The sequence below is a fragment of the Robertkochia aurantiaca genome (genome assembly GCF_020166495.1).
Classification (GTDB): domain Bacteria; phylum Bacteroidota; class Bacteroidia; order Flavobacteriales; family Flavobacteriaceae; genus Robertkochia; species Robertkochia aurantiaca.
This window is the reverse complement of sequence record NZ_JAINZS010000002.1, coordinates 401,797-428,149: the sequence shown is the minus strand read 5'-3', so window position 1 is coordinate 428,149 and position 26,353 is coordinate 401,797. Positions and strand designations below refer to the sequence as shown.

The window sequence follows — 26,353 nt, the reverse complement described above, 5'->3', positions numbered from 1 at the left end:
GTAATAGTGTGTTTATTTAGGATCACGAAGTAATCCTGCTCTAATCTCCTTTACCCCAAACTCAAAGGATAAGAGGAAAAAGGTTTCAGTTTCTAAGTATTAGGTCACTTAGTTAACCCTTTAGAAAAAGCGGCTTTTACTTTTTCGCCTCCGTATTTTCTTTCCATTTTTCTGATGGTAAAATGAGCATCGGCCATTTTTTGAAAATGATTGATAAATAATACATTGATTCCGGCCCCTCCGGCCCCTCCCAAAACCGGTATTGACTGGGCGATAAACTTCTCTAAAGCCACAGTGCTGAATCTGCCTGCGATCATCGCTACAAACTTGTTGATAGCATTCATTCCTAATGTATTGGTATATCCCATAGCAAGGCTGAGGACTGTATTGAGGGCAGATTTGTTCATCTGACCCAAAGCTGCGGCGAGGGCATAACGTGTTGCATAGTAACTGGTTTCTACTCCGTCATCCTCTTCTGAGGTACCTCCGAGGGCAAAGACCTCCATACAGGCCAGTTGCGTTTCCAGTTTATGGAGATCCTCCCCATGGCTTCTTGCAATATCCATTATGGAACGCATCATAAATTTGGTGGAGATTACCAGATCTCCTACAAAAGCTGCTGTACCGATTCCTGTTGTGGATCCCAAAACCCCGCTTAACCCTCCGGAAGCTCCGACAACACCCTTGTATAAAGCGTTCTTTGGTTTAGAAAATTCTTTTCCTTCCTTTATGGTGACCAGATTCGCCTGTATAATTTTTTTAAGGGTTTTTTCGATGGTAGCCTGCAACTTTGTTTGCAGTTTTACAGGTACCTTTTTCCCAAGAGATTCTAAGGGGCTTCCAAAAGAATTAGCGGCCTTCATCATCCAACCGGGGTTTTCCAATATATGCTTCGCCTGAGCGATTTGTTGCAGGTCTTTTTCTGAAATATCAGTGCTGAATTTTGCCATTCGTTTACGTTTTACGCTATCTACATAATACCGCCGTCAAAAGGATGAATCAGTAGATTCCCAATTACTCTAAGTCCGCTTGTCAGATGTCTCCCAACTTAAAATTTAAACAAAAATCGATAGCTTCTTTTGCAAAATCATATTTAAGTTTTGCAAGCAGATGATCCCATGTAGTAGTAGCATTCAGATTTCCGGTTTTGGATGAACTTTGTCTTACCTGATAAACATCTGCCAACTTATTCAAAGAAAACCTTTGTTCTGTATTGACGAAAAGACTTTCCTCTAATTTATGAATATTGAATGCAAAAGCAGTGATATGCGCACGGTAATGATTGGTTAACCAATCTGCAGTTATTACTTAAGGTTCAAACAACTCAGCAGCTTTACTCAGGATCACGGAGTAAATCTATACCCCAGAGGTAAAACTCCGCAGCACGGGGTGTGATGCATTACATAAAATGAATCCCGCTTTAAGAATTACAAATCATTTCTAAATTTAATCCACTCATTTTCAATTAATTAATATTAATTTTAAAAATAAACAGCAATACACATGCAAAGATATCCAAGAAGATTTTCCCACATAGGCCTCAATGTTCCTGATATTGAAAAAGCGGTTCGGTTTTATCACGAAGTGATGGGCTGGTACGTGATTATGCCTCCTACCCTGGTGAAGGAAGAAAAAGAAACCCCCGTGGGGCAAATGTGTATCGATGTATTCGGAGAAGGATGGCAGGAATTTATGATATCTCATCTGTCTACCGTCGATGGAATAGGGATCGAATTGTTTTCGTTTCATCTGAGGGAACAGCAGCCGCCGGATTTTCAACCTATGCGTAACGGACTCTTCCATTTCTGCATACAGGACCCCGATATTGAAGGACTGACCAAAAAGATCGTCGATGCCGGGGGGAAACAGCGTATGCCCATTCGCAGTTACTATCCGGGAGAGAAACCTTATCAAATGGTTTATGTGGAAGATCCCTTTGGAATCGTTTTTGAAATCTATACCCATAGCTATGAATTAACGTACTCTTCGGGTGCCTACAGTTGAGAGGGGGTTTATCGCTTAGGCCATAAAAACCGGGGTTCAAAAACAATTGCCCCTACTTCAGTATAAGGACCATAGTTATATACATTAAAAATCTTTCTCAAGATCCTTCATTCTGTTCTACAGACCCTTTGGTGAAATAATCCCAGGCTGCTTTCGAGATATCAGATATAATTTTCTCGTTGGTCTCAAAATCTTCTGTTGATTCAGTGACAAAAACACTTATGGCAAAGTATTCTCCATTTGGTAAAAAAATAATTCCTATGTTGTTTACCGCTGCAGTGATACCTGTTTCTTTATGCTTTCCAGACCAACCCGTCTTATGAGCTACTACTGTCTCTTTTGGTAATTGCCCTCTTAACCTGTTCTTTCCCGTTTTGGTATCCTTCATTATTTTCCATATGTAATGATGGTTCTCCCCGGAAAGCAAACCGTTTTCGTTTATATAAAAAGTTAAGAGTATGTTGTTGGCTTCTGCTGGTGTTATCCAATTCTGAAATTGTAATTCCCAATTATTCTGCATGGTTTCTTCATTTATCCTGACAGCAAGGTTCTTAAAACCGAGACTTGAAAAATAATTCTCAACAGTCTGTGGTTCTCCCAGAAGTTTTAACAGAACATCACAGCCAACATTGTCACTTAAAGCGACCGTGTACCCTATTATTTCTGATACAGTAAGCATACCTCCTTCTGGATATTTATTTCTTATCGGGCTCCAAAGTCCCGGTAAAAGCTCATTTTTCTTAATTTCAATTTTTTGATTCAAAGAGAGGTTACCTTTATCAATTTCAGATAGAATTGTCAACGCAATTGGAAACTTGAAAACGCTTTGCATCGGAAAGTGTCTTTGACCATGGATACTCAACGTGTCTTTGGCGTCCATACCATTAATGGCAACCCCGACAATTGCATTTTTATTATTTATGATGCTACTGATTTCCTGTCTTAGGGTCTCTATTTCTTGAGAAAATCCCTTCGAAAAGGCTGCTAAAAGGACTAAAAATATGAAGGGTGCTTTTTTAATCATTATGTTCTTTTGCTTACAGATAACGAAGCAATAAAAGTAGTAATATCTGCACGGTGAGAATTATTTAATTTACAGATTGCCTCCCGGTATTTCTATCATTAATGGAATGGCAGACTTTACTTGTCCAGATTATGGTTTGCTACCGCCTAATATCTGCGATTATATCAATTTTTCAGTGGTTATTAATTTGCTCAATTTAACCATTTAGACAAAATAGTATAATTCAAATAAAACTCTGATACTCTATCTGGAGAAGCCTATGGAAAATCCAGGCTACCTTTAAAATAATCAGCAACATATTGACTCCACAGGATGCTTCCCTGAATTAAGTAAAGTTTCTTCTATGTTGAGAATTCGCGTAACACTGTTTCCCTTTACGATAAATTTTGGTCAAAAAGTATACCTCCTTCAAGTCATGCCTCTTTTTTCAGCAAAAATCACATTTATATTTTTCAAAATTCCTGATACCTTTAGAAAAGATTAAATCAGTGAAAGTACAGAAGAAGACCAACTCACATACCTCATTATCTCTATGTATAAGCTACCTGACCTTGAAGAAGTGAAAGCACTTCTTCTTGAAAACTATGGCATCGATGGCGAAATAACCCCGCTCAATGGTGAACTGGATTTCAATTATATGATCACAGTTTCAGAGCACCCTGCCTACCTTTTCAAAATAACTGCTCCTGGAACATCACAGGCATTTCTGGATTTCCAGGTGGCACTTTTAAAGCATCTTAACGGGAAGGAACTTACTACTTCCGCTATCATACCTACCCTTGAACAGGAGTCTGTGGGTTCTTTGACCGATGGCAATTCTCAGCTGCGGTATTTCAGGCTGATGAAATGGATGCCGGGTCGCCTGTGGAGCCAGGTCAATCCTGTTACAGAGACGCTCAGGTTCAGTCTGGGTAAGGCAGCGGGAATATTAACAAGAAACCTGAAAGGGTTCGAACATCCGGAAGCTCACAGAACCCTTGAATGGGATATCGCGCAGGGTCGGTGGACAGAAAAGCATACGCATCTGTTCAGCGGAAAGCAAAAGGAATACATCGCCTATTTTCAAAAGATGTTCAGAGAGCATTCTGAATCATACCAAACGCTGCGAAAAGCTGTGGTACATAATGATATCAACGATAATAATATCGTGGTTACCGAAGATATCCTGAATCCCGAAGTAACAGCATTGATCGATTTAGGAGATGCTGTGCATACCCAAATTATTAACGATCTGGCGGTATGTTGTGTTTATGCCATTACCGAATGTCATGATCCGCTTAGTGCAACCATACCCATCATACGTGGCTATCATCAGGAATTCCCTTTGCTGGAGGAAGAACTGGAGCACCTTTACATGGCCATAGGCATGCGTATGGTGATCTCCCTTGCCAAGTCGGCCATCAATAAGGTAGCTGAACCCGATAACAGCTACCTGACCATCAGTGAAAAGCCTCTGTGGGAGTTACTGCAGAAATGGCGGGAAGTCTCTCCTGAATTTGCACACTATGTTTTCAGGTCGGCCTGTGGGTTTACACCCCATCCGAAAGAAGCGATGTTCAGGAAATGGGTTGCCGGTAAAAAAATAAGCTTGCAACAGCTTTTTCCCGGTTGCGATAAAAACAGGATCCTGCCACTCGATCTGAGTATTGCAGGAAATTGGTTGGGTCTGAAGGAAGATTATGACGATCCGGAATATTTTGATTTTCGCATCCGTCAGCTTCAGCATGAAGACCCTGAGGGTATTATTGCCGGAGGGTATCTCGAACCGAGGCCGATCTATACCACCGATGAATACGTGAAGCAGGGAAACCACGGAAGGGAATACAGAACCATTCATTTAGGTATTGATTTTTGGTTGCCGGCGGGCACTGCTGTACAGGCGGTTTTTGATGGAGAAGTGGTGACGGCATATAATGACGCAGGTGATAAGGAATATGGCGGACTGATCATATTAAAACATCAGGAAGACGGACTTGAATTCTATACCTTATATGGCCATCTTTCTTTAGAAAGCCTTAATTATAAGCAGGTGGGCGACCGCATCAAAAGGGGAGAAACCTTTGCCTGGCTTGGAGGTTATCCCGAAAATGGTAACTGGGCGCCTCACTTACACTTCCAGGTCATGTTATCCATGCTGCATTATACCATCGACTTTCCTGGAGTGACTTATCCCGACCAGAAAAACGTCTGGGGCAGCATGTGTCCGGATCCTAATGCATTCTTCAAACTGGAGGAATTGAACGCTAATGCTTCACCGGGCAAGGAAAATATTTGGTCTTATCGAAGGAAACACCTGGGGAAGGGAATGAGCCTGCAATACACAGAACCTCTTGAAATCGTCAGAGGGAACGGAGTATACCTGATGGATAAGGAAGGCAGGCAATATCTCGATACGGTCAACAATGTGGCTCATTTGGGCCATGAACACCCTGAAGTCGTTCGGGCGGGACAACAACAAATGGCTGTACTGAATACCAATACCCGGTACCTGAATGAACATATAAACAACCTGACTCAGGTATTGCTGGATACGCTTCCAGGCTCCCTCTCGGTTCTTCATTTTGTGAACTCAGGAAGTGAGGCGAATGAACTGGCGCTTAGAATGGCAGAAACGATGACCGGCTCAAAACATATGCTGGTTTCAGAGATAGGATATCACGGTAATACGAACCGGTGTATAGAGGTTTCTTCCTATAAGTTCGATGGTAAAGGAGGAAAAGGCGCTCCCGCTCATACCCATGTGTTTCCGCTTCCTGACATTTTCCGCGGAAAATACAGGGGTGAGCATGCGCCAAAACAATATGTTCATGAAGTAGAAAACCTTTTGAATCAGATGGAGGATAAAGGGATACAACCGGCAGGATTGATCCTCGAGCCCATTATTAGTTGCGGCGGACAGGTGGAACTCCCGGAAGGCTTTCTTGCGGAGGTATACACTATGGTCAGAAAGCGCGGGGGAATCTGTATATCAGATGAGGTGCAGACCGGTTGTGGAAGAACCGGCGAGCATTTCTGGGGGTTCCAGTTGCACGGGGTTGTGCCGGATATCGTAACCATTGGGAAGCCCCTGGGCAACGGGCATCCGGTGGCAGCGGTGGCGTGTACCCCTGAAGTGGCTGAAAAATTCGCCAATGGGATGGAGTATTTTAACACTTTTGGGGGCAATCCGGTTTCCTGCGCGATCGCAGCTAAGGTCATTGAGGTCGTTCAGAGGGATGAACTTCAAAACCATGCACGCAATATGGGAGCGTACCTGAAGTCAGGATTAAAAGCCTTGCAAAAAAAATACCCGGTCATCGGAGACATCAGAGGGCAGGGGTTGTTTTTGGGGGTGGAACTGGTCGATAGCCGGATGAGTCCCCTTGAGGCTCAGGCAACCTATCTGGTCAACAGAATGAAAGATCATAAGATCCTGATGAGTACCGATGGCGCAGATCACAACGTGATCAAGATAAAACCTCCGATGATTTTTAATAAGGAAAATGCTGATGAGGTGCTGTACTATCTCGCTAAGATTTTTAATGAAGATCTTATGAAAATTAAATGAATTACAGGTAACAGCTGAGTTAGCTTTCCGGATACCATTTTTTGACCTTCTTGTAATTGACAGCTTCGGTAAGCTGATAGATGCTTACCTGTTTTTAATCTTGCGAAATTGATTTCAGTGCCCCTTATTCGATGTCTCACTGCTGACTTCAGCTTCACTTTTTACAGGTTCTTTTTCAGGTGGATGTATCTTCTTCCACCAGCTGTGTAAGAAGTAGAAGATCACCCCTGTACCTATAGCAACAGCTACATGGATAAGGTTAGAGGTTTCAGCCCCGATAAGGAGAATGATACACAGGGTAATACCCACAATGGCTGATAACCATGCATATTTGATACGAAATAAAGCCGGAGCAGGCTTTTCCTTTTTTCTCAGTCTGATCACTGCTGCCGAGATCAGGGCGAAGATCAGTAGTTTGCTGATCACGTTAATGGCAAGGGCATAGATAAAGGTACCGCTCAGGGAAACTGCCAGCGTAACGAGCATATAAATTAAAAGGCTATAATTTGGTATACGGGTAACCGGATGAACCTTACTGAAAAATCGGGGAAACTGATCGTTCTCACTTAGGGCGTAGGGCAGGCGGGAGCCGGAAAGAACATTGGCATTCAAAGTTCCGCTTATAGATATTACAGCCCCGATAGTGATCAGAATCCCGGCCCAGGATCCCAGCATATAATCTGCAGCATCAGAGAGCGGACGTTCAGAAGCTGCCAGGCCCGGGTAGGCTCCGATAGAGACGAATTGTATCAGCATATAAAAAACACTTACAGCCAGGGTGGCTGTGATCAACGCGAAGGGGATATCCTTCTGGGGATTTTTCATTTCGCCTGTATTGATCACCCCGCCTTCAAAGCCTGTAAAGGCAAAAACAAGAATCATTAGTACTGTATTGAAAGTCTCCGGTTCCGGTGTCTGTTCCGGAAGGGTAAGCAGGCTGGGATCGATAAAAAAGAAACCGACCAGAATAAATAGGAGCAGGGGAACGATCTTTAACACCCCTAAAAGATTATTCAAATTAGCACTTCCACGTACTCCCCGTGCATTGACCCCGAAGAACACCAAGGTGATCACTATAAGGGTCAGGGGTCTGTAAACCGGGTCATTGAATGCCGGGTCAAAATACCCCAGATAATCTACCATAAGATTCACCAGGGCTGCAAATGAGGCTACCCTTGAAATGATCAGGATCCAGCCGGCGAGATATCCGACAAAATTGCCGTAAGCCGCCTTCAGGTAGAGGTAAGGACCTCCGGTTTTTATAAAACGGCTGCCTACTTCAGAAAAGTTCAGGATCACAATCAGCATCAGCGCTGCACAGGCCAAAAATGCAGGAATACTGTATAAGCCAATCCGGCTATAGATTCGGGAAGGTAATCCGAAGATCCCGGATCCAATGATACAATTAAGAACGAGGATAATAATGTCCCATCGGGTGAGGGCCCTTTTGAGCATAACTGAGGTCTTTTGAGGCTGGTTGGTTAAAAATCTAGTGAAAGGACTAAATGTAAGAAAAATTATAAGAGAAAGCGGGGCAGGATATTTTCTGCCTGGAATAGACGGATCCGTTTTTTTGAATATTTACTCTTTTCAGTTTCGATATTGAGCTGCAGGGGAATAATCAATAGGAGTTATTCTGTTGAATTCACCTTCTGTAGGCAGTTTCTCCTAACGGGAGCAAATTTTTTTCCAGGGTTCAGGGGTAAGATTACTGTTTCAGGATGTTATATAAGAAGAAATATATGAACCAAATCTTATCAACATGAAAAAGTATTTTTTAGCCCTGCTGGGTGTTATCACACTCTCAGCTTGCAGCAACGATGATGCACCTCAGGATGCAACCTTACAAATCACTGCCGGACTTACGGAGACTACGGCTGCCAAATCCCTGGCTTCTAAAGGTCCCGAAAACCTCAAGTTTGATACAGGATATGTATGGCTGATCGAAGTGGTTTTCGATGGAACCTTCTCTTCAGGAGAAGCGATCAGTAAAACAGTAGCAGTTGACTCGAAGATCGATTTTGCAACCGGAGTTGCTTCTCCAGATATGGCTGATATTACTATTCCTGCAGGCGAGTATCAGGATGTAAACCTGGGTCTTGAACTTCGAGACGAAGATGACCAGCCTTCTGTCGTAATGGAGGGAACTTATACACGAGCAGATGCCACTGTGGTGCCTGTTCGTTTTGAATTCAATTCAGGGGAGGTTTTCGAAGCTGAGACCGATCAGACTGTGATCGTTGCAGAAGAGCAGAAAGTAACTTCAAAGATCGTTTTTGATCCGGATGTATGGTTTAGTGTGGTTACCAATGAAATGATGGAGAATGCCTCTGCGAATTCGGAAGGAATCATAGTGATCAGCGGCTCAAGCAACGCCGCGATCTTTGACCTTGTTGCAGATCGTCTTGATGTGAGTACACAGTCAGTTTTCGAATAAGCGGAAAGACTTGTAATCAATCTGTGAATCTAAATATAAAACGCGCCTCTGAAAGGCGCGTTTTTTTGTTGCTGTTATTTCAGCAGGTAAAGTGTTCGATTCGATCTATTCTTCTTCCACAAGGATCTCCTCATCTTCTGAAGTTGCTTCATCCTTAACCTGGAAGCGCTCAGGGATCTCTTCTCCCTCTTCTCCTGAAAAATATGGGAATACGTCCATAATGGGAGATTCGGTGATCGAAGGTACGGTATAGTCACCCATGGTGCCTTTCATAGCAGTTATGGTGTTGTCATAGGCTTCCTTGACATCATTAGCCTGTACCAGTAGATAGATATTTGTTTTTCTTTCTTTCCCGCTTTCCTCATCGATCGCCACCAGGGCGACTTTCGATTTGAACCAGCGATCAGAATTTTCAAAGGGATGCACTTCGGCGAAGTTAGCCACCTTGATATTCATGATCTGAAACTCTTCGCTGGTCAGCGTAGCCATCTCTTCATTGATACGGGCTTCGGCCTCTGTAAACGATACCGCATCAAGGAGATACGTCTCTGAGGTCATTTTCTGCTCTCCGGTTTCGTGTGTTTTTCTGTATTTCACCTTACATTCAAACCAAGTTACGCTCATGTTCATATAGATTTTGGAAGGCCAAAAATATGTTTTCTGATCTTCCGGAGAATGGAAATCAGTCAATAGTTTTTCACAAATTTTGTCGCAACCTGATGCGTATCAGATCAGGCCTTCGCGCATGCACTGTACAAGGAGTTGGGCTGTATTTTTGCTCTGTGTCTTATTCAGAAGATTTTTCCGGTGGGTCTTGACGGTATGGGCGCTGATAAACAGGTTATCGGCGATACTCTGGTTATCGTATCCCATGGCCAGCAGGCGAATAACATCCCTCTCGCGATCAGAGATCTTGTCTTCCAGGAACAGGTTGCCATAGGTTTTATCGAATACCGTTTCATATTCTTTTCTTTCGTTCAGATAGCGAACACTGGCCCTGATTGGAAGTGGATTTCCGTCGCCTATTACGGAAAAGTGACCCAACCCCACCACCGGTTTACCATCGGTATCAGCCTTCAGATTGACCTGATTTTCAAGGATGTTAATGAATGTATCATTGCCTATCCTTAAACGGTAATTAAACTGGAAATCCAGTTTGTTGAGTTCTTCCGCAGAATAGACAGAAGTGCAATAAGCCATGAGTTCCTGCAATATTCCCAGCCAGGTCTGTATTTCGTCAGGGTGGATCAGGGAAAGATAATGAGGAATCCCCTTGTCTATAAAATCCTGTCTTTTGAGACCTGTAGCATATTCGAAATTCTTGCTGATGAAATCATATTTTCCTTCGAGTGTATTGGTGATCATCGTAAAAGTAGAACTGGGAGGAAGCAGTTGGTCAAGTTCGTGCAATTTCTGAATATGGGTCTGAATATCGTCTCCGCTAAAGTCATATCCTGTTTTGAAGATATCTTTATACTGGTTGTAGTTGCTCATGAATCTTTAATTAACAGAAAGTGTATGATTATTGGGGATTAATTAAACTGAGGAATTTCTAAAAGTTAAACATAATTATAGTCAATGTAGGTTAATATGGTGGTTTTTATCGATTAACGGTATTTTATTGTCGGGAATGAGTTGTTTTGTTTACGAATTGGCTCTTTAAATATTCAATAAAGGATGTCGGAATATTCGTTTAATTCACCTCTCGCTTACTAATCGAAGATGACCTGTAGCAAGGTGATACTTCCGATGATAAGTATGAATATAAGCGCAAGCCTCCTGAATTTCTCCTGGGGTATGAAGTGCAGGATCTTCTTTCCGATCCAGGTGCCAAAAAGACCGATCGCAAATAAAAAAGGCACGTATTTCAGATCATGGGCATGTATGTAACCGTTGAGGTAGTAAACCACCGTACGGGAGGCATCGATCATCATATCGATAAAGGCAGAGGTCGCGATAAAAATGCTCTTCTCCAGGTTAAAAGCTGCCATGGTAAGTCCGCGTATGGCACCCCCGGTGCCCAGAAGTCCGGCAGAAAAGCCTGAAAGTGTGCCCCCGACAATGGCATTTCGGGTATTGGGGGCGACCGTCAGTTTTTGAAATATCAGGAACAGCAGACTGAAGGCGATCAGAAAAATACCCAACACTATCTCAAGGATTCGCGTTTCCAGTACTTTAGATAGTGCACCACCCACGATCACAAAGATCACCGAAGGGATACCTATACTTATAAGAAGTTTTTTATTAAGACCCTTTCTGAAGAGAAAGATCTTGCTGAGGTTACTGGAAAGATGAAAAACAGCGGTTAGCCCGAGCACCGAATAAAAGTCAAAATAAAGATTGCCCAGAGGGACAAAGAATACGGAAGACCCGAATCCACCAATAGTACCGATGATCTCAGCGAATAAAGCAAGAAGAAGAAAAATGAAATTGATATCTTTCATTTGAAATTAAGCCCTGTGGTTATTTAAAAATAGTGATTACCTGAAACTATCGATATTAATTTGAACAACCTTTTCCTATAATTTCTAACTTCTTAAGCATAAAGTCTGCATACAATACGTTGACTAAAGTCAGATAATTCGCTAATTTCGATTAAAATTATAATCTGCATGCCCCAGTATGAAAGTATATTACATCTTCCCCTCTTAAAAAAGCTGTCTGTCGGGATGCTGATAGTGGGCTTTCTGATATACCTGAGCGGTTTCCTGTATTTTCAGATTCCCCTGCTCCCGGGGATCTTTGTTCTGCCTCTATTGATGGGAATGGCCTTTGAGCATTACAGGCGCAAGACCCGGTGGGATATGATATTTGTATATATCTTCTGTGGTGGGTTTGTTGGCCTGATATTTAGCTTTATCGGAAATGAGGAAGGTCTGGTCGAAGTTTTGAGACGGTGGCCATGGACCTTTGTTCTTGTTTTTGCCTTGCTGTCAGGAATGATGTCTTTTTACAGGAATAAAGATTACCTGACAGAAGGAATAACGCTGTTGCATTCGCTGGCATTTCTCTATCTTCTTCTGGAAAGCGGACTCTTCTTATCAGAAAGCTCTCTGGTTAAGGTAATATTATTCTTTTGGTTGGTGGCAGCTGTATTTTCCGTCTTCCATGCCCTTACGGAATTTGAACTGGGTAGAAGGGTACGCCTTTTTTTGAGCCTTTGGAGTTCGTTTGTTATGCTGGTTTTTTCGGGGATTTACCTCTACCAGATGTCTCAGGTTAATTACGAGGCTCAGATGGGAGTAGTATCATTGGCTGAGAGTGCCGTGGCCTTTTTTTTACTCGGAAACGCCTCTTTTCAAATGGCTCATAATGCCTTTGTACTATTTGGGTTTCTCCCATGGAGTACCAGTGGATTCAATAAAGCACATCGCAGATCGATGAAAGCACTGGCAGTCTACCATCAGGAGCGTTATAATACCGAGCAGCTGCCTATAAGAACCGGGGTGCTGGTTACCCTGACTGTTTGTTTATTCTTATTGGTGAACTACAGTATCAGGCTTCTGCCTCCAATGGTAGCCATCTGGTTATTGTTTTGGAGCGTTCCTCTGGTGGTCAGGCTTATATATAATAAGATGAGTTAAACGATCTCTCAATTGTCAGATTTTATTTAAATAAAGTATTCCAGGGGTAATTGTCTGTTTTCCTTTGCAACTTCCTGGTCTTTAGAAGCTCCAATAGCCATACCCAAGCTCATTCCTATGGGAATACCGATATAGGCGAAATTCCCAAAAGCAAGCGAAAAAATGATCCCGATCGGAATTCCGAATACTGACATCCCGAGGGCCATCCATTGATTCAGATAATCTTTTTTCCGGTATCTTTTTTTTGCCTCAGTACAGTTAAGAGTTCGATGAACTGGTTGTGATATTTTTGCCATTTTTCACTTTAACCTGAGGGAAGAGCAATATTTAATTTTCGAATGGCCAAGGACGATTATTTATGTCTTAAAATAAATACAATTAAGTTTAACGAATATACAGGGGGAACCTGAAAAAGCAATCCGAAATCACGGAAGGAGAATAAACCTTAACAAATAATTTTGTTTAATAATTTTATACAAACGTTAAACATTGTTATTTTGTCATGTACTAATTGCTTTCAACAGACCAACATCATGAAATGCTATTTTAAGGAAGACATTGAATCATTAGACCGAAAGGAAAGGTTAAAGCTCATCAATGCCGTAAGTGGTGTAAAACCGGGGAATCTGATCGGTACGGCAGATCGCAGTGGAAATACCAATCTGGCGGTCTTCAGTTCGGTGGTGCACCTGGGAAGCGACCCCGCTTTGCTGGGTATGATCGTTAGACCAGTAGAAGAAGTACCCCGGCATACTTACAGAAATATTCTGGAAACAGGATACTACACTATTAACCATATACACCCTTCGTTCGTTGAGAAGGCTCATTACACCTCTGCCAAGTTTGATGATAAAGTTTCTGAGTTTGAGCGTTGTGGACTAGATGCTGAATTCAGAGACGGCTTTGCGGCCCCTTTTGTAAAACAAAGCCAATTCAAAATGGGAATGGGCTTTTTACAGGACATCGAAATTCCTCAAAATAAGACCCACCTGATCATTGGTGAAATACAGCAATTGATTATTCCTGACGATGCTTTTTCCGGACCGGAGATCGATCTGGAAAAGACAGAAGCTGTAGGTATTTCAGGTCTCAACAGTTACTACCGCCTGATCAAACTGGCAGACTTTCCATACGCCAGGGAAAAGGAAGTTCCCCGATTCGGGAAGAAGGATGGAAGTTGAATAATAAAAGATTATAAAGTATGAGTTATTTAGTAATTGCCATTAAGGTGTTCGTATTCATCAGTATTCTGAATGTTTGGTTTTTCCGGTTCGGAAATCCCACCGATTGGCGAGGTGGTAATGCCATCTCCATGCGTGATGAATTCGAGGTGTACGGCTTGTCAGAGTCTGTGATGTATATGGTAGGGTTTCTAAAGGTATTGAGTGCTTCAGCCCTATTGTTATCGATTTGGTTCCCCTTTGCAGCGGTGCCCTCTGCATCGCTTATGGCCTTACTCATGGCGGGTGCTGTGGGCATGCATCTAAAAGTGGGAGACCCTCTTAAAAAATCCTTGCCGGCTTTTAGCTTTCTTGTGTTATCTGTGGTGATCATCGTTTATCACCTGTAGTGCGTTATTTCGCGATCAGTCCGCTGCCGATAAGCGCCTGAAAAGAATCGATCATGGTTTCTTGCAGCGGTCTGTAATGAGCATTCAGCGCCTTTTTACTTTTAGAATTGTCAGCCCTGAAACTGCGGTTTACATTATTGCTAACGAATTGCCTGCTGAGGGCGCTGTTAACCATTGGGCCAATCAAAAGGAGCAGCCATTTTGGAAGCGGCTTTTTAGGCACCGGATAATCCTTTCCGAAGGTGCCATGTATTAAACGTGCCATTTCCAGTAAGGTGGTGTTTGATCCGCTGGCGATATGTCTGCCTTTTACCCCATGCATGGTTCCTGCATTGAAATGTATCACTCCCAGGTCTCTTACATCGACCACCCCCATGCCCAGATTCGGAACGCCAAACTTTAAGGTTCCATCCCCCATCTGTTTCAGGATCTTAAAACTTTCGGAAGTGGTATTCTCAGGGTTTAGGGCAGGGCCCATTACCATGCTGGGGTTCACCACGACCAGTTCCCATCTTGATTGCTGTTCATATATCTCCCAGGCTTTTTTTTCAGCCAGGGTTTTAGAATAGGAATAAGGCTGGTATTCCAGGGAAGCCGTACTATTCCAAATATCTTCGGTAAGCATACCTGTGGGCGCCTTGGCGCATTCTGTGGCATCGGTATAAATAGCTGCACAGCTGCTGGTGACTACCACTCTTTTTACCGAAGGTGTCTGATTGGCCTGCTCAAGTACATTGGCAGTTCCTTTAACGGCAGGATCGATGAGCTCTTTCTGAGCATCGTCGAAATCTGAAGTGAAAGGTGAAGCTGTATGAAATACGAGTTCACAACCTTCCATGGCTTCGGCATAGGAACCTTTATTGAGCAGGTCAGCTTCAAAATAACGTATCTTTCCCGTGCCGTTGGCCGCAAGTTTATCGAGGTGAGCGGTTTTTTCCTTGTTGTCGGGATCCCTGACGGCAGCATGAACAGTATATCCTCTTTGAAGTAATTCCCTGACCAGCCATCCGGCTACATAGCCATTCGCTCCTGTAACCAATACAGGTCTCTCTGTTCCTATTCTACTCATATTTTTTCGGATTGTTATTTAGTGATTTGCTTTTTTGACCTTTTCTTTCTTCTCGCAGGTAAAACCGATCAGGGTAAATGAATAAAACCTTCCATATAGATCTGAGCTTCCCCTGATATCTCTACACGGTCGTCTGCTAAACGACATTGGAGATGCCCTTTTCTTTCAGATAACTGAATGGCTGTGAGTTTTTCTTTCCCCAGTCGTTCTGTCCAGTAAGGCGTAAGGCTCGTATGGGCAGATCCGGTTACAGGGTCTTCATCAACTCCCGACTGCGGTGCGAAAAATCGCGATACGAAATCGCTTTCCTCTCCCGGGGCGGTGATAATAATACCCCTGGCTTCAATGGCCTTGATCTGCATGAGGTCATAAACAATATTCTCAATATCAGCCTGACTTTCGAATACCAGCATATAATCGGTTTTCCCCTTGTAACAGGCCACAGGATCCCGGTCAAAGCAGGAGCGTAGGTCAGGCGGACAATCAAGCTGATGTAATTCATCAGCTGGGAAATTCAGGGTATAAAGTTCTTTATCTCGTTTTACTTCCAGTCTGCCGCTTCTGGGAGAATGAAAAATGATCTTGTCAGAAACGTGATCTTCACTGTTGAAGATCACCCAGGCAGCCGCAAGGGTAGCATGTCCACACAGATCGACTTCAGTGGTAGGAGTAAACCAACGTAACAGATATCTCTCTTCTTCCTTGATATAAAAGGCTGTTTCAGCCAGGTTATTTTCCATCGCTATTTGCTGCATCAGTTGATCTTCGGGCCAGTGTTCAAGCGGACAAACAGCTGCCGGATTTCCTTTGAACAGGCTTGTAGCGAAGGCATCGACCTGATAAATTTTTAGGGTCATTCAGATTATTTTTATGTGGTTTAAGGTACGAATTCTGAATCAGAAACGGGTGTAACAGTCAGTCGATTGCTATCTGTGATATACTGTTGGTCGGGAAATTCTATCCTTTTAATACTCTGATGAATGCATTGTCTTAAAAACCGGGATTTCAGCGAATTAAACATTTTTTACTACTTCTTTCGTATATATTTACTTACAAGACGAGCCTCCGGACGATCAAATATGAAACTTTGAGATTTTCCCGTTATCGTCTGTTTTTATGAATCCCGAAATCTACACCTGAGCTGATCTGTTTATAAAAACAGTTAACGAGATGTCAGAAGGAATTTCGTGTAAGATACCTGATTTTAACAGCGGTAATGTTCCCTGGAGAAACATGCTGCGTACTGATTTTTACGGTATTGTTTCCAACCATGATCTGTTAAGGGCTTCCCGATTTTACGGGAATGCTGTTCCAAAAACGGTCTTATCAGATGAAAAGATCCAACCACCGGACACCTATGACCTCCGACTTCGCCGTATCAATGCCTTCGGACTTTCTGAAGTGACCGATAAAGTAGCTATGGGATTGTTAAAGGCCATGGGATATCACACAGGGAGAAACGGAATTACCGGGGTACGCAGGCGCCGTATTCTTGACCGTATTTATTTCAATGAATTGCCGAAAGAGATAGATGAGGAATTGCGTGCACGATGGAGAGCCCGTACGCCTAAGAATCGCCTAAGGGTCATTGCCGAAACGCTTTCTTATATCTGTATTGGAAGGGAATTCTCCCTGGATCCTGATTCTCTGATGTCGGTCAAGGAGATCAGAGAAGATCTATGTTACCTCAAAAAAATGTATTACTATCCTTTTTATGATTATATGTGGCCTGAGTCGAGTCCGCAGACCGACGGCTTTATATCCCATTCGGTGATCATTCGAAGTTCTCAGGATACGAGAACCGACTCTTTATATTCAGGAATTTCGATGTTGATCAAAAAAATACTTTCGGTATAAAGGGATAACTTTAGTTGTGGAGGTTTATACTTTCATTCCCAGTTTTTGACGAAGAATACTCTTCAACCTGGGTATACTGGAAGGATCCAGCAGGTTAAGAGCGGGCACCCCGCAAAGCTGCTCCACCATCTCCTGTCCGCCGAGGGTGTTGGTTGCGATCCCGGTCACCAGGTCGGGATTCACTTTAAAGGCAGCCTGCAGTCCGTAAACCGCATAGGGGTCTGAAGCACTGAGGATACAACACTTAACCTGGTTCTTGATCGCTTCGTAGGCGATATCTCCGTTATAAGGCTCCAGGGGAGAAGCTCCGATCTCAACCACCGCCACATCAGGTTTTTCAGCTTCCATACGACTAAGCATATAGTCCAGTCTTTCGCGGTAGATCTCAGACGGACAAATGGAGGAGGGGAGACCGGCATCGACAAAATCCAGTACTTTTTCAGCACCCACATCCTTCACAGCGAGAATATCGCGATATCTTCCCGTTCCCGTGATCTTGGCACCCAGAACCTTATAACCGGACCGGCTCAGGAGGGAGGTAACTATTCTTGCGGAAGTGGTTTTACCGGCACTCATTGAGGTTCCTATGAATAATATGGTAGGGATGGTGTAGGGTCTTGACTGGTAGGAACTCATAAAGTCATCCATCCTGACCTTATTGTCGTTTCTCATCACGTGACCCTGATAGCGTACCGCGATCATAGCCGGCATGAACATGGATTTTGAGGTAAGTTTCCCCATTAGTCCGCCGGCAGAAAGCATATGCATACGCCCGTCTTCTCCGACTTCTTTCCAGGTTCCGGTAGCTTCCAGGGTGGCAAACCGAATTCCAAGGGCCCCGATCACCAATTCGTCACCCATTACGCCCCGCATCCTTCCGTTGGGCAATTCCAGTTTAGCATCTGAGCTACCCAAATCGGTGATACGGGCGACAACATAATCGCTGGTTTCCCATTTATCAAGGGGAAGTTTGCGTACCTCAAAAGGTTCTTTTTCCAGGTTTGAAATGCGGGTGAGGGTCGTGAAGATAAAATCTTTTGTTTTCATGACTTCCGGTTTAAAGGTGGTTCCAGTAGTAACAGGGTTAGCAGGGCTGTACGTTTAACCAGATCGCTTTTGTGAATATACTCGTGCGGGGCATGGGCTCCGTCACCGGGAGTACCCAGTCCGTCAAGGGTCGCCGTATACAGGCTAGTAGTATTTCCGTCTGAACCTCCGCCGGCCTTTCCCTGTTTGAGGTCCATACCTAATAAATCGCCTTTCTCCCTGGCGGCTTTCCACAGGCTCTGGTTTCGTTCGGTGGCGGTCATCGGTTGACGGCCGATACCTCCTTCAATAATCAGTTTAGTACCCCGGAAATGAGGTTGGAGGCTTTTGATTTTCCTGGTGATCTCTTCCCCGTCTTTCTTATCGTTGACACGTACATCGATCACAGCCGAGCTTTCGGGCGCCACCACGTTGGCAGAGACACCACCACTGATCATGCCGATATTGACCGTAATTCCTTTTTCGGGATCATTCAGATCGTACAATTGCCGTATCTGATGAGAGAGTTCCACTATGGCATTAGCTCCTGATTCAGGGTCTAAACCGGCATGAGCAGCCTTACCTTCAACGGTAAGGGTAAACCGCCCCACTCCCTTGCGTTGAGTTTTAAGATGTCCTTCAGGACCCAAAGGAGGTTCCAATATGAAGGCTCTGTTAGCAATACGTGCCAAACGTGCGATGGCATGTGTAGACTCATTGCTGCCTGTCTCTTCGTCTGTATTGATCAGGATCACTGGCGTTAGAGAAGCCTGAAGCTTGAGTTCTTTAAGGGTTTTTAAGGCATAAATGATCTGGGTTAGCCCTGCTTTCATGTCGAACACCCCGGGACCACTTACCTTGGTGTCTTTTTCCTCATAAGGCATGTTGTTTAAGGTGTTTTCTTCCCAGACGGTATCTGCATGACCGACCAGAAGCTGTACCGGTCTTGACTTTAATCTGTTTTTTGGTCGGGAATAAAGGTAGCCCCCTGTTTTGCTGCCTGGCTGGTAAAAGGTGTAGAATTCCAGCTTATCCAAATTGCGCTGGAGGTAGGTAAGAATTTGTTTTTGTTTTGCAGGTCGTTTTGAAGGGGTTTCAAAGGTAACCAGGGTTTCAAGGGTATCGAGCATATCTTGCCTTTGGCCCTGAATAAACCTTTCGATCCTGTCTGCCTTATCAACCTGCTCTCTCATCTCTTAAATCCTTTAGGGTATGGAAAATTGTAGGTGTCATTGATTATGGTGAAGCGGCCGGGGGCTATATAGGTCAGCAGCCCGTTTTTCTGTAGCTGTTCCTGTTCGTCGGTATCGGAAGTTTTCAGGTATTCAGAATTGATCCTGGCTGCCTTAACAGTTCCCGTGATCAGGCTGTTTTTACCAAAGCCATCGATGATCTTATACATGGCACATTCCAGTTGAAGATAAGCGTCTTGCAATAGTAAGGCATCGATTTTTTCCGCCCGAACGGTTTGGAGTTCGCTGATGACGGGTTTGATACTCGAAACCCCTTCGCTGCGTGGTGAGGCGGTAAGGGAGGTTTCGGCAACAGCTGAAGGCAGAGGGAAGCTTACTGAGAAACACTTCTCTTTTATCACATTATGATAGGTGCTGTGATCCGGAGTACAGACAAATCCAAAGAAATTATCGAATCCCAGCGGACTAACCATATGTTTGGGAGCCATATCATAACCATTCATTTCCCTGGTTCCTATCACCACCAGGGGGGCAACAATGAAAGTCTGATCCCAGACCGGTATAGACAGATCGAGCGGAGTATCACATTTCGTTTCCATAAAATTGATTTTGATTTAAAAATCAAATTACGGATCAACTATCAGACTATGAATGACATATGTTAGTTTTTGAAAAGAAAATTGTCATGTGAGGTGGTGAGATAGTCAGATGGTCAAGTGGTCAGGTGGTCAAATGGTCAGATAGTCAGGTGGTCAGATAATCAGGTGGTCAAATAATTATGCTTTCTTATGTTAATATACTTACATACCTACATACCTACATACCTACATACCTACATACCTACATACCTACATACCCACGTACCCACGTACCCCCATAACGGTATAACTGCATAACCGTATAACCGTATAACTGGATAGTTTATAAGTGAGATAGTGAGGTAGTAAGTGGTAATCCTTTGTCACACTGAGCTCGTCGAAGTGAGACTTGGATAGTGAAAAATAAAAATGATAGTCAGATGATCAAGTGGTCAGGTGGTCAGGTGGTCAGGTGGTCAAATAATTATTCTTTCTTATGTTAACATACCTACATACCCAAGTACCCATGTACCCATGTACCCCCATACCCCCATACCCTCATCTCTTTTTCAGGAGGTTGAAATGCTCAGGTGTACAGGGAACTTGGGACGAGATCAGGATAGGACATAGTTTATTCCAACTGTCGAAACCTTCTGTAGGAATAGATTACAGGGATCAGGGTAATGACGAGTGTCACGGTGAATAATACATACATCTGAATATGCTGCTCAAAAAGCAGACCGGCGATAATGATGAGCAACCCGCCGGCGAACCAATATTTTCCCGCAAGCTTATGGGTGTCTTTCCAAACCGTTTCGTTTTCGAGAGTCCACGGGGTTTTGATCCCGATAAAATAATTGGGTCGGATGGTTTTGAAATAATTTCCCAGAAACATAAATAAAGCTCCGAGTCCCAGTACCAGGTAATTCATGCTGAACTGCTGATCAGAACCTGCCAGATATATCATAAATATGGCAAGGGCGCTCATGGCAACCGTGAGTATGGTTTTCAGGTTTTGATACTTTCCCTCCATATTTTGCAAGCGCTTTTTGGGGTCTATGTAGGGTGCCGCCAACATCAACAGATAGGTCAACGAAGGAAGGAGAAGAGCAAGCCACCAGAGTTCTGACTTATCTCCATACCGGTCAGCTTCTCCGCTGAGGTTGTAATGTACAGGAACCCTTTGGGGAAGTTCACCCCATACACGCGCCAGGTATAAGGGAGGTAAAGATATCAGAAGAAGAAGTGGCCAGTCTTTTTTCAAAAAATCTTTCATTTGTTTTCTTTTAGGTTCATGATCCATTGTAAAAGGTCTTCCAGGATGGTAGTATTGATACTGTAGACCAGGAATTGTCCGCGTCGCTCTGAACTGATCACCCCGGCCTGTTTCAGAATATCAAGGTGATGGGAGATACTGGGTTTTGATATATCAAAGGCATCGGCGATCTCACCGGCATTCATGTCGCGATCTCGCAGCATCTCCAGAATCGCACGACGGGTTTCGTCGTTCAAAGCTTTGAATAACAGATTCATTAATTAGTTATTTAGATAAATATCTAAATAATATGGAAATTATGCAAGTATGAGTTGAGTGAAGTGGTGAAGTGGTGAAGTGGTGAAGTGGTGAAGTGGTGAAGTGGTGAGGTAGTGAGGTAGTGAGATGGTGAGGTAGTGAGATGGTCAGATGGTCAGGTGGTCAAGTGGTCAAATGGTCAGATGGTCAAATGGTCAAATGGTCAAGTGGTCAAATAATTATGTTTTCTTATGCAAATATCCCTACATCCCTATGTACCCTCATACCCTCATACCCTCATACCCTCATACCTTCATAACTACATAACTGCCCAACCCTTAAACCAAACACTTTTCTTCCAATATCCGGCAGGCATGATCATAACCGATCTGAAAGGCTTTATCGATTCCCTTTTTGTCAAGAACGCCTATCAACCCTAGACCTTCCGGACGAAAAAGCAGATCGGGGATCATCAGTTTATTCATGCTGTTCGCATGTATCATCAACAGGTTCGCCCGCTGGGAAACCTGGAAGGAGTTACCGATTTCTTCCGCAGGAATATCTCTGAAAGAAGAGGTATAACAGCCGATCAACAGTTCATGGTCTTCTCTGAGTAAAGGTTCAACAGGAAAATTATTCATAATTCCTCCGTCTGAATAAAGTCTGCCTTTGATCTTCACCGGACTGAATACCGGCGGTAAAGCGGCAGATGCCAAAAGGCACGGTACCAATTCCCCCGAACTGAAGTAAACCGGTTGTCCCTTCTGCATGTCGGTGGCAGTAACCCATAATTTTCGTTGAAGTGATTCAAATCGGTTTTCGGGCAAAAACTGATTAAAGAAATAGAGATATTTTTCAGTATCAAAAATTCCGGGCTTGTTGATGGTTACGAAATTGTACTTGAAAAGCGGAGTCTCCTTGAAAAAATTGATCATGTCATCAACCGCTACCCGGTTGGCATAAAGGGCGCCGACCAGGGCTCCGGCACTTACACCTGAAATGGCTGTTGGGTTGATGTTATTTTCCTGAAGGGCTTTGATCACCCCTATATGAGCCATTCCTTTCACACCTCCTCCGGAGAGTACCAGGGCTGTTCTCTTTTTACGCAGATCGGCTAATTGTATATTCAAATTTGAGCTTTCTTTTACCCATAAACTTACTGAATTTAACCGGTCATTAACCCTATCTCATGCAATAATTGCAATCTTCTCTCAGATAGATCCTTCGGTATTTTTTATGCACCGGGCTGTATTTCAGCCGGTAATCAGTTTAATTTAATGATTGTGCCCGACTCATATTTTTTATTTCCTGAAACCAGCTCGGTATAGGCCGAACCAGTAGTAGAAAATAAACCCACAGCTTCCAAAGATCCTTCATCGTCTTGAATCTGGGTTGGCTTTTGAATGATGCTTCGTTCAGGTGCAGACCATGGAACAACCGCATAAACCTTAATCCCCGCGTTTTTATTTCGCAATTCACGCGCAAATTCCCGGGTGAGTTCGGTTATTGCATTCTCAATTCCAAAGGTGAGCGGCATACCGGTGCCCGAAGCATGCCAGGAGTCGGCAGCAGTGTTGATAATTACTCCTCCCTTGTCCATATGCTTTTCGGCACAACCCGAAAAGTTCTTATAGGAACGCAATAGTTCTTCAACTTTTATAAACCTGTCAGGCATCTTCTTTACTCCTGTTAAAATATCCTCATTGGGAACAGCACAATTATTTACCAGAATATCCAGTTTGCCAAATACTTCCAGACATTGCTCCACGGCATGTTCACAAAAATACCGATTGCTAACGTTTCCGTTTATGATCAAACAGCATTGACCGGTCTCCTTTACCAATTTCTGCGTTCGCTCGGCTTCGGAATAGGGTCCCATATAGGCCAGTGCAACCGAGGCCCCCTCTCTGGCGTAATGAAGGGCAATGCACTGGGCGAGAGAACTGTCGCCCCCTGTGATCAGGGCTACCTTGTCTTTTAATTTCTTTTCTTTCCCATACCCGGAATCCAGTTTTTCAGGGATCAGGTAGGGCTTTTTCTTACTGCGGGGTATGATCCTGCCTGCTTCAGACAGGTTGCCTGTAGTGTTCATTGTAATTGATTTTTGATTTATTAGGTTGGGTCTAAAGTATTGATTGTTAGTAACGTAACAAATCGTTTAACGAATGTTTAATATCCGCTAAAGATTTATCTTAAACTACTCAGATAAAAGGTCATATTTAATACGAAGCGGGCTGAAGGAAGGTAAGAAGCCGGTGAAGTATTCATATTACCAGTCTATAAAAGAAACCCCAATACCAAAAGTTGTTTGCAGGTGGTTGTAATCGATAAGAGTTTCACCGTATCCGTGAAAGAACTGGGCTTGTCCTCTCAGATTTCCTTGTATGGGAAAGAGGTAATTTAACTGAAGGCTTCCTCTGTTTTCTGAAACATTGAAATTATTGGTGCCTACCAGGTAAAGAGCATGTTGATTCAGGGTGTAAATGGCTGTGAGCTCACCCCTGCCAATAAAATGAGAGATCTCAGGGTTTTCATCATCATCGTCACCCACCCGGACCCAGGGCCTCAGGTAGAGCTGAAGCTTATCATGTTCATAACCCAAATGAAAGATCACGCGATTCCAGCTTCGTGAGCGTGGAATATCTCTTCCGTTTGATTCGTGGTTAAAGGCAACTCCTGCCATTCGGAGCTTCCCTCCGAAGAGATCGACCTTCATCGGGAAGTTAAGCAGGACCTCAGGTTCATAGTTCAACTCCCTGAAAGGTCTCGACAATTCAGGATTATACAGTTGCCAGTGTGCCACCTGGGTGAAGGTCACCCAGAGATCTCCGTATCCCCATAAAAATGATTGCAGTACCTTGGTTTTAAAACTCAGCTGGAATTTGGCTTCCCATTTATTGTAATCCCTGCGTTCATCAACATTATACTCAGGATTTTCGCTTACCGGCATAGTATTAGGGTCACTGGACCACCGGGCTGCTGTGAAATAGGTAGGTTTATAAGAGATCAGTCTGAAGGTGCCTTTTTTGTCTTCTCTGTCCAGCTCCCATCGCTCAGAGAAAGTTTTGGTTATAACACCACTGCTGTCGATGGTATTTTGTGCAACTGCTGTGCATATGCCGGAACATGCGTAAAGCATGAGTGTATAATAAAAAAGAAAAGGGCGTGGCATATGACATTGTATCTGCACGCTAAATTATACATTTTGAACGGAACAGGAATTTTATAAATAAAGTGCCAGCGAGATACTAATCAACACCAGTACCGCGTGATAGATGAACAACAGATTTTCTTCTTTCCGGTTCAACACTGCCTGCTGGTCATGCCAGATGAAGGCCGGCCCCAGGCAAGGAATGAGATAAGACCATTTGATATGTTTCATAACCCTTGGTTTTAGATCCTCCGCGAAAAATTTTCATGCTTGTCGCAAAAGTTGACCTAAAATTATAATGGTAATCTCTTCTGCAATAATGGTAGATTAACAGGTTTGTGTTTTCTATTGATATTAAATCAATTATGAGCTATGTCATGATAGGTTTTTCACCGTTCACCCTTCTGAATGAATAGTGGTAAATGTTCTTTTTTCATCTTTTTAACTAAAAATCAGAAGATTAATGTAACACAGTGTGAAAAGGACCGTCTTTTAAAGAGATAAGCAGATCTTATTTTACGAAAAAATCAACGGTTTAGATATGGATATCCCTTTAGAGCGAAAGTCCTCGAAATTCCCTTTTTGGTTAAAGATAACAGTCTCAGTGCTGGTAGTTGTCCTTATAATTTTTGTCTTAACATCTTCAGGGGGAGACAGAACCCTCACCATAGAAAAAGAACGTTTGACACTTGCGGAAGTAAGCCACGGCAGTTTCCAGGAGAATATTGCAGTAAGCGGACTGGTCATGCCGATCAGTTCCATCTACCTGGACGCCCTGGAAGGGGGAAGGGTGGAGGAAAAATATGTGGAAGACGGGGCAGTACTTAAAAAAGGCGATCCCATTCTCCGACTTTCAAATACAGATCTCGAGCTGAGCCTGATCAATCAGGAAACCGCGGTATATAACCTGCTTACCCAAATGCAGATCTCTCAGAATGCGGCCAGGCAGAATTCCATTTCGCGCTTAAATCAGATGACCGATGTTGAAAACGCTTATATAGAAGCTGAGCGTATCTATAATCTGAATAAAAGCCTCTTTAAAAAGGGTGTGATCGCCAGGCAGGATCTGATACAATCTGAGAATAACTTCAATTATCAAAAGGAACGAAAAGTCCTGACAGAGGCAATCCTGAAGGAAGATTCCCTGGCTAATAAGCATGTGCAACAACAGGAAAAAAGCTCGTATGAGCGTACGAGAAAGGCGCTGGAACTGATGCGTAAAAAGGTGAATGATCTGTTGGTGATCGCTCCTGTTGACGGGCAGCTCACGGCACTTGATGCCGAAATCGGAGAAACAAAGACCAAGGGAGAACGCCTGGGACAGATCGATGTGCTGAGCGGCTATAAGGTAAGGGCAGAGATCGACGAACATTATATCACACGTATTATGCCCGGTCAAACCGGACGTTTTACTTTCAGCGGGATACCCTATGAACTGGTCATCAAAAAAGTTTATGCCCAGGTGACCAACGGACGTTTCCAGGTTGATATGAACTTTGTCGATAGTATTCCGGAGAATATAAAGAGAGGGCAATCATTGCAGGTAAAGCTGGCTCTAAGTGCTGAGAAGGAGGCTCTTCGGTTACCAAAAGGCGCTTTCTACCAGTCTACAGGAGGCAGCTGGATTTTCAAATTGTCTGAAGATGGTAATTCAGCTTACAGAACCACAATAAACCTGGGCTCTCAAAATGGAGAATATTTTGAAGTGCTGAGCGGACTGCAACCCGGCGACAGGGTTATCACCTCGGGATACGACCGCTATAAGAACATAGAAGAACTAACACTCATTCATTAATCAGA

Annotated in this window: 26 protein-coding genes; 8 read left to right on the top strand and 18 right to left on the bottom strand. The window is 43.5% G+C overall.

From position 1 onward, the window contains the following. Positions 1 to 104: 104 nt before the first annotated feature. Positions 105 to 950, bottom strand: a complete 846-nt coding sequence (locus K7R10_RS04375; protein WP_224483467.1) for an EcsC family protein — start codon at positions 948 to 950, stop codon at positions 105 to 107. Positions 951 to 1,503: 553 nt separating this feature from the next. Between K7R10_RS04375 and K7R10_RS04370 the strand changes: the two genes are divergently transcribed. Beyond that, the gene (locus tag K7R10_RS04370; protein WP_224483466.1) at positions 1,504 to 2,004 is read left to right on the top strand and encodes a lactoylglutathione lyase family protein; all 501 of its coding nucleotides are present in this window, start codon (positions 1,504 to 1,506) and stop codon (positions 2,002 to 2,004) included. A 97-nt stretch (positions 2,005 to 2,101) separates the two neighbouring features. Here K7R10_RS04370 and bla read toward each other — a convergent pair whose 3' ends face one another. Beyond that, positions 2,102 to 3,028, bottom strand: a complete 927-nt coding sequence (bla, locus tag K7R10_RS04365; protein ID WP_224483465.1) for a class A beta-lactamase, subclass A2 — start codon at positions 3,026 to 3,028, stop codon at positions 2,102 to 2,104. A 532-nt stretch (positions 3,029 to 3,560) separates the two neighbouring features. On the opposite strand from bla, the gene K7R10_RS04360 reads away from it, so the two are divergent. Continuing rightward, entirely contained in the window at positions 3,561 to 6,575 is a 3,015-nt protein-coding gene (locus tag K7R10_RS04360) for an aminotransferase class III-fold pyridoxal phosphate-dependent enzyme (protein WP_224483464.1), read from the top strand. Between the two features lie 114 nt (positions 6,576 to 6,689). On the opposite strand, the gene K7R10_RS04355 is transcribed toward K7R10_RS04360, so the two are convergent. Beyond that, positions 6,690 to 8,030, bottom strand: a complete 1,341-nt coding sequence (locus tag K7R10_RS04355) for an APC family permease (protein WP_224483463.1) — start codon at positions 8,028 to 8,030, stop codon at positions 6,690 to 6,692. A gap of 307 nt (positions 8,031 to 8,337) precedes the next feature. On the opposite strand from K7R10_RS04355, the gene K7R10_RS04350 reads away from it, so the two are divergent. Continuing rightward, entirely contained in the window at positions 8,338 to 9,012 is a 675-nt protein-coding gene (locus tag K7R10_RS04350; protein ID WP_224483462.1) for a lipoprotein, read from the top strand. A 105-nt stretch (positions 9,013 to 9,117) separates the two neighbouring features. On the opposite strand, the gene K7R10_RS04345 is transcribed toward K7R10_RS04350, so the two are convergent. The 3 genes from K7R10_RS04345 to K7R10_RS04335 form a co-directional block, all read right to left on the bottom strand. Beyond that, complete coding sequence (locus K7R10_RS04345; RefSeq protein WP_224483461.1) at positions 9,118 to 9,636, bottom strand: DUF4494 domain-containing protein; 519 nt, start codon at positions 9,634 to 9,636, stop codon at positions 9,118 to 9,120. 102 nt (positions 9,637 to 9,738) lie between these two features. Further along, entirely contained in the window at positions 9,739 to 10,506 is a 768-nt protein-coding gene (locus K7R10_RS04340; protein WP_224483460.1) for a response regulator transcription factor, read from the bottom strand. Positions 10,507 to 10,724: 218 nt separating this feature from the next. After that, entirely contained in the window at positions 10,725 to 11,456 is a 732-nt protein-coding gene (locus K7R10_RS04335; RefSeq protein ID WP_224483459.1) for a sulfite exporter TauE/SafE family protein, read from the bottom strand. Positions 11,457 to 11,624: 168 nt separating this feature from the next. Here K7R10_RS04335 and K7R10_RS04330 point away from each other — a divergent pair, with 168 nt between their 5' ends. Next, a complete protein-coding gene (locus tag K7R10_RS04330) occupies positions 11,625 to 12,596 on the top strand; it encodes a hypothetical protein (RefSeq protein WP_224483458.1) in 972 nt (323 codons plus the stop codon). A gap of 26 nt (positions 12,597 to 12,622) precedes the next feature. Here K7R10_RS04330 and K7R10_RS04325 read toward each other — a convergent pair whose 3' ends face one another. Next, positions 12,623 to 12,892, bottom strand: a complete 270-nt coding sequence (locus K7R10_RS04325; RefSeq protein ID WP_224483457.1) for a hypothetical protein — start codon at positions 12,890 to 12,892, stop codon at positions 12,623 to 12,625. 237 nt (positions 12,893 to 13,129) lie between these two features. On the opposite strand from K7R10_RS04325, the gene K7R10_RS04320 reads away from it, so the two are divergent. Together K7R10_RS04320 and K7R10_RS04315 are read left to right on the top strand one after the other, a co-directional pair. Next, positions 13,130 to 13,777: a flavin reductase family protein gene (locus K7R10_RS04320; RefSeq protein WP_224483456.1), complete on the top strand. Its 648-nt coding sequence runs from the start codon at positions 13,130 to 13,132 to the stop codon at positions 13,775 to 13,777. A 20-nt stretch (positions 13,778 to 13,797) separates the two neighbouring features. Then, a complete protein-coding gene (locus K7R10_RS04315; RefSeq protein ID WP_224483455.1) occupies positions 13,798 to 14,166 on the top strand; it encodes a DoxX family protein in 369 nt (122 codons plus the stop codon). 4 nt (positions 14,167 to 14,170) lie between these two features. Here the strand turns inward: K7R10_RS04315 and K7R10_RS04310 are convergent, their stop codons facing one another. Both K7R10_RS04310 and K7R10_RS04305 read right to left on the bottom strand, forming a co-directional pair. Continuing rightward, positions 14,171 to 15,235 (bottom strand): NAD-dependent epimerase/dehydratase family protein, encoded by a 1,065-nt coding sequence (locus K7R10_RS04310; protein ID WP_224483454.1) that lies wholly within the window; start codon positions 15,233 to 15,235, stop codon positions 14,171 to 14,173. A gap of 68 nt (positions 15,236 to 15,303) precedes the next feature. Continuing rightward, positions 15,304 to 16,092 carry a PhzF family phenazine biosynthesis protein gene (locus K7R10_RS04305; RefSeq protein ID WP_224483453.1) on the bottom strand — a complete coding sequence of 263 codons (789 nt, stop codon included), beginning with the start codon at positions 16,090 to 16,092 and terminating at the stop codon, positions 15,304 to 15,306. A gap of 313 nt (positions 16,093 to 16,405) precedes the next feature. Between K7R10_RS04305 and K7R10_RS04300 the strand changes: the two genes are divergently transcribed. Next, positions 16,406 to 17,092 (top strand): hypothetical protein, encoded by a 687-nt coding sequence (locus K7R10_RS04300; protein WP_224483452.1) that lies wholly within the window; start codon positions 16,406 to 16,408, stop codon positions 17,090 to 17,092. Between the two features lie 24 nt (positions 17,093 to 17,116). Here the strand turns inward: K7R10_RS04300 and K7R10_RS04295 are convergent, their stop codons facing one another. The 9 genes from K7R10_RS04295 to K7R10_RS04255 all read right to left on the bottom strand — a co-directional run bounded on the left by K7R10_RS04295 (position 17,117) and on the right by K7R10_RS04255 (position 24,784). Then, positions 17,117 to 18,139 (bottom strand): hypothetical protein, encoded by a 1,023-nt coding sequence (locus K7R10_RS04295; protein WP_224483451.1) that lies wholly within the window; start codon positions 18,137 to 18,139, stop codon positions 17,117 to 17,119. Then, positions 18,136 to 19,311: a M20 family metallopeptidase gene (locus K7R10_RS04290; protein ID WP_224483450.1), complete on the bottom strand. Its 1,176-nt coding sequence runs from the start codon at positions 19,309 to 19,311 to the stop codon at positions 18,136 to 18,138. The genes K7R10_RS04295 and K7R10_RS04290 overlap by 4 nt, the downstream gene beginning before the upstream one ends. Beyond that, the gene (locus K7R10_RS04285) at positions 19,308 to 19,910 is read right to left on the bottom strand and encodes a flavin reductase (RefSeq protein ID WP_224483449.1); all 603 of its coding nucleotides are present in this window, start codon (positions 19,908 to 19,910) and stop codon (positions 19,308 to 19,310) included. The genes K7R10_RS04290 and K7R10_RS04285 overlap by 4 nt, the downstream gene beginning before the upstream one ends. A 610-nt stretch (positions 19,911 to 20,520) precedes the next feature. Further along, positions 20,521 to 21,165 carry an SdpI family protein gene (locus K7R10_RS04280; RefSeq protein WP_224483448.1) on the bottom strand — a complete coding sequence of 215 codons (645 nt, stop codon included), beginning with the start codon at positions 21,163 to 21,165 and terminating at the stop codon, positions 20,521 to 20,523. Further along, positions 21,162 to 21,422 (bottom strand): autorepressor SdpR family transcription factor, encoded by a 261-nt coding sequence (locus K7R10_RS04275; protein WP_224483447.1) that lies wholly within the window; start codon positions 21,420 to 21,422, stop codon positions 21,162 to 21,164. Before K7R10_RS04275 ends, K7R10_RS04280 begins: the two co-directional genes overlap by 4 nt. Before the next feature lie 318 nt (positions 21,423 to 21,740). Next, positions 21,741 to 22,532, bottom strand: coding sequence for a patatin-like phospholipase family protein (locus K7R10_RS04270; RefSeq protein WP_224483446.1), 792 nt, complete (start codon positions 22,530 to 22,532; stop codon positions 21,741 to 21,743). Positions 22,533 to 22,666: 134 nt separating this feature from the next. After that, complete coding sequence (locus K7R10_RS04265) at positions 22,667 to 23,494, bottom strand: SDR family oxidoreductase (RefSeq protein ID WP_224483445.1); 828 nt, start codon at positions 23,492 to 23,494, stop codon at positions 22,667 to 22,669. 177 nt (positions 23,495 to 23,671) lie between these two features. Next, entirely contained in the window at positions 23,672 to 24,541 is an 870-nt protein-coding gene (locus tag K7R10_RS04260) for a phospholipase A (protein ID WP_224483444.1), read from the bottom strand. An 84-nt stretch (positions 24,542 to 24,625) separates the two neighbouring features. After that, positions 24,626 to 24,784: a hypothetical protein gene (locus K7R10_RS04255; RefSeq protein WP_224483443.1), complete on the bottom strand. Its 159-nt coding sequence runs from the start codon at positions 24,782 to 24,784 to the stop codon at positions 24,626 to 24,628. 310 nt (positions 24,785 to 25,094) lie between these two features. Here K7R10_RS04255 and K7R10_RS04250 point away from each other — a divergent pair, with 310 nt between their 5' ends. Continuing rightward, positions 25,095 to 26,348, top strand: a complete 1,254-nt coding sequence (locus K7R10_RS04250; RefSeq protein ID WP_224483442.1) for an efflux RND transporter periplasmic adaptor subunit — start codon at positions 25,095 to 25,097, stop codon at positions 26,346 to 26,348. Positions 26,349 to 26,353: the final 5 nt, after the last annotated feature.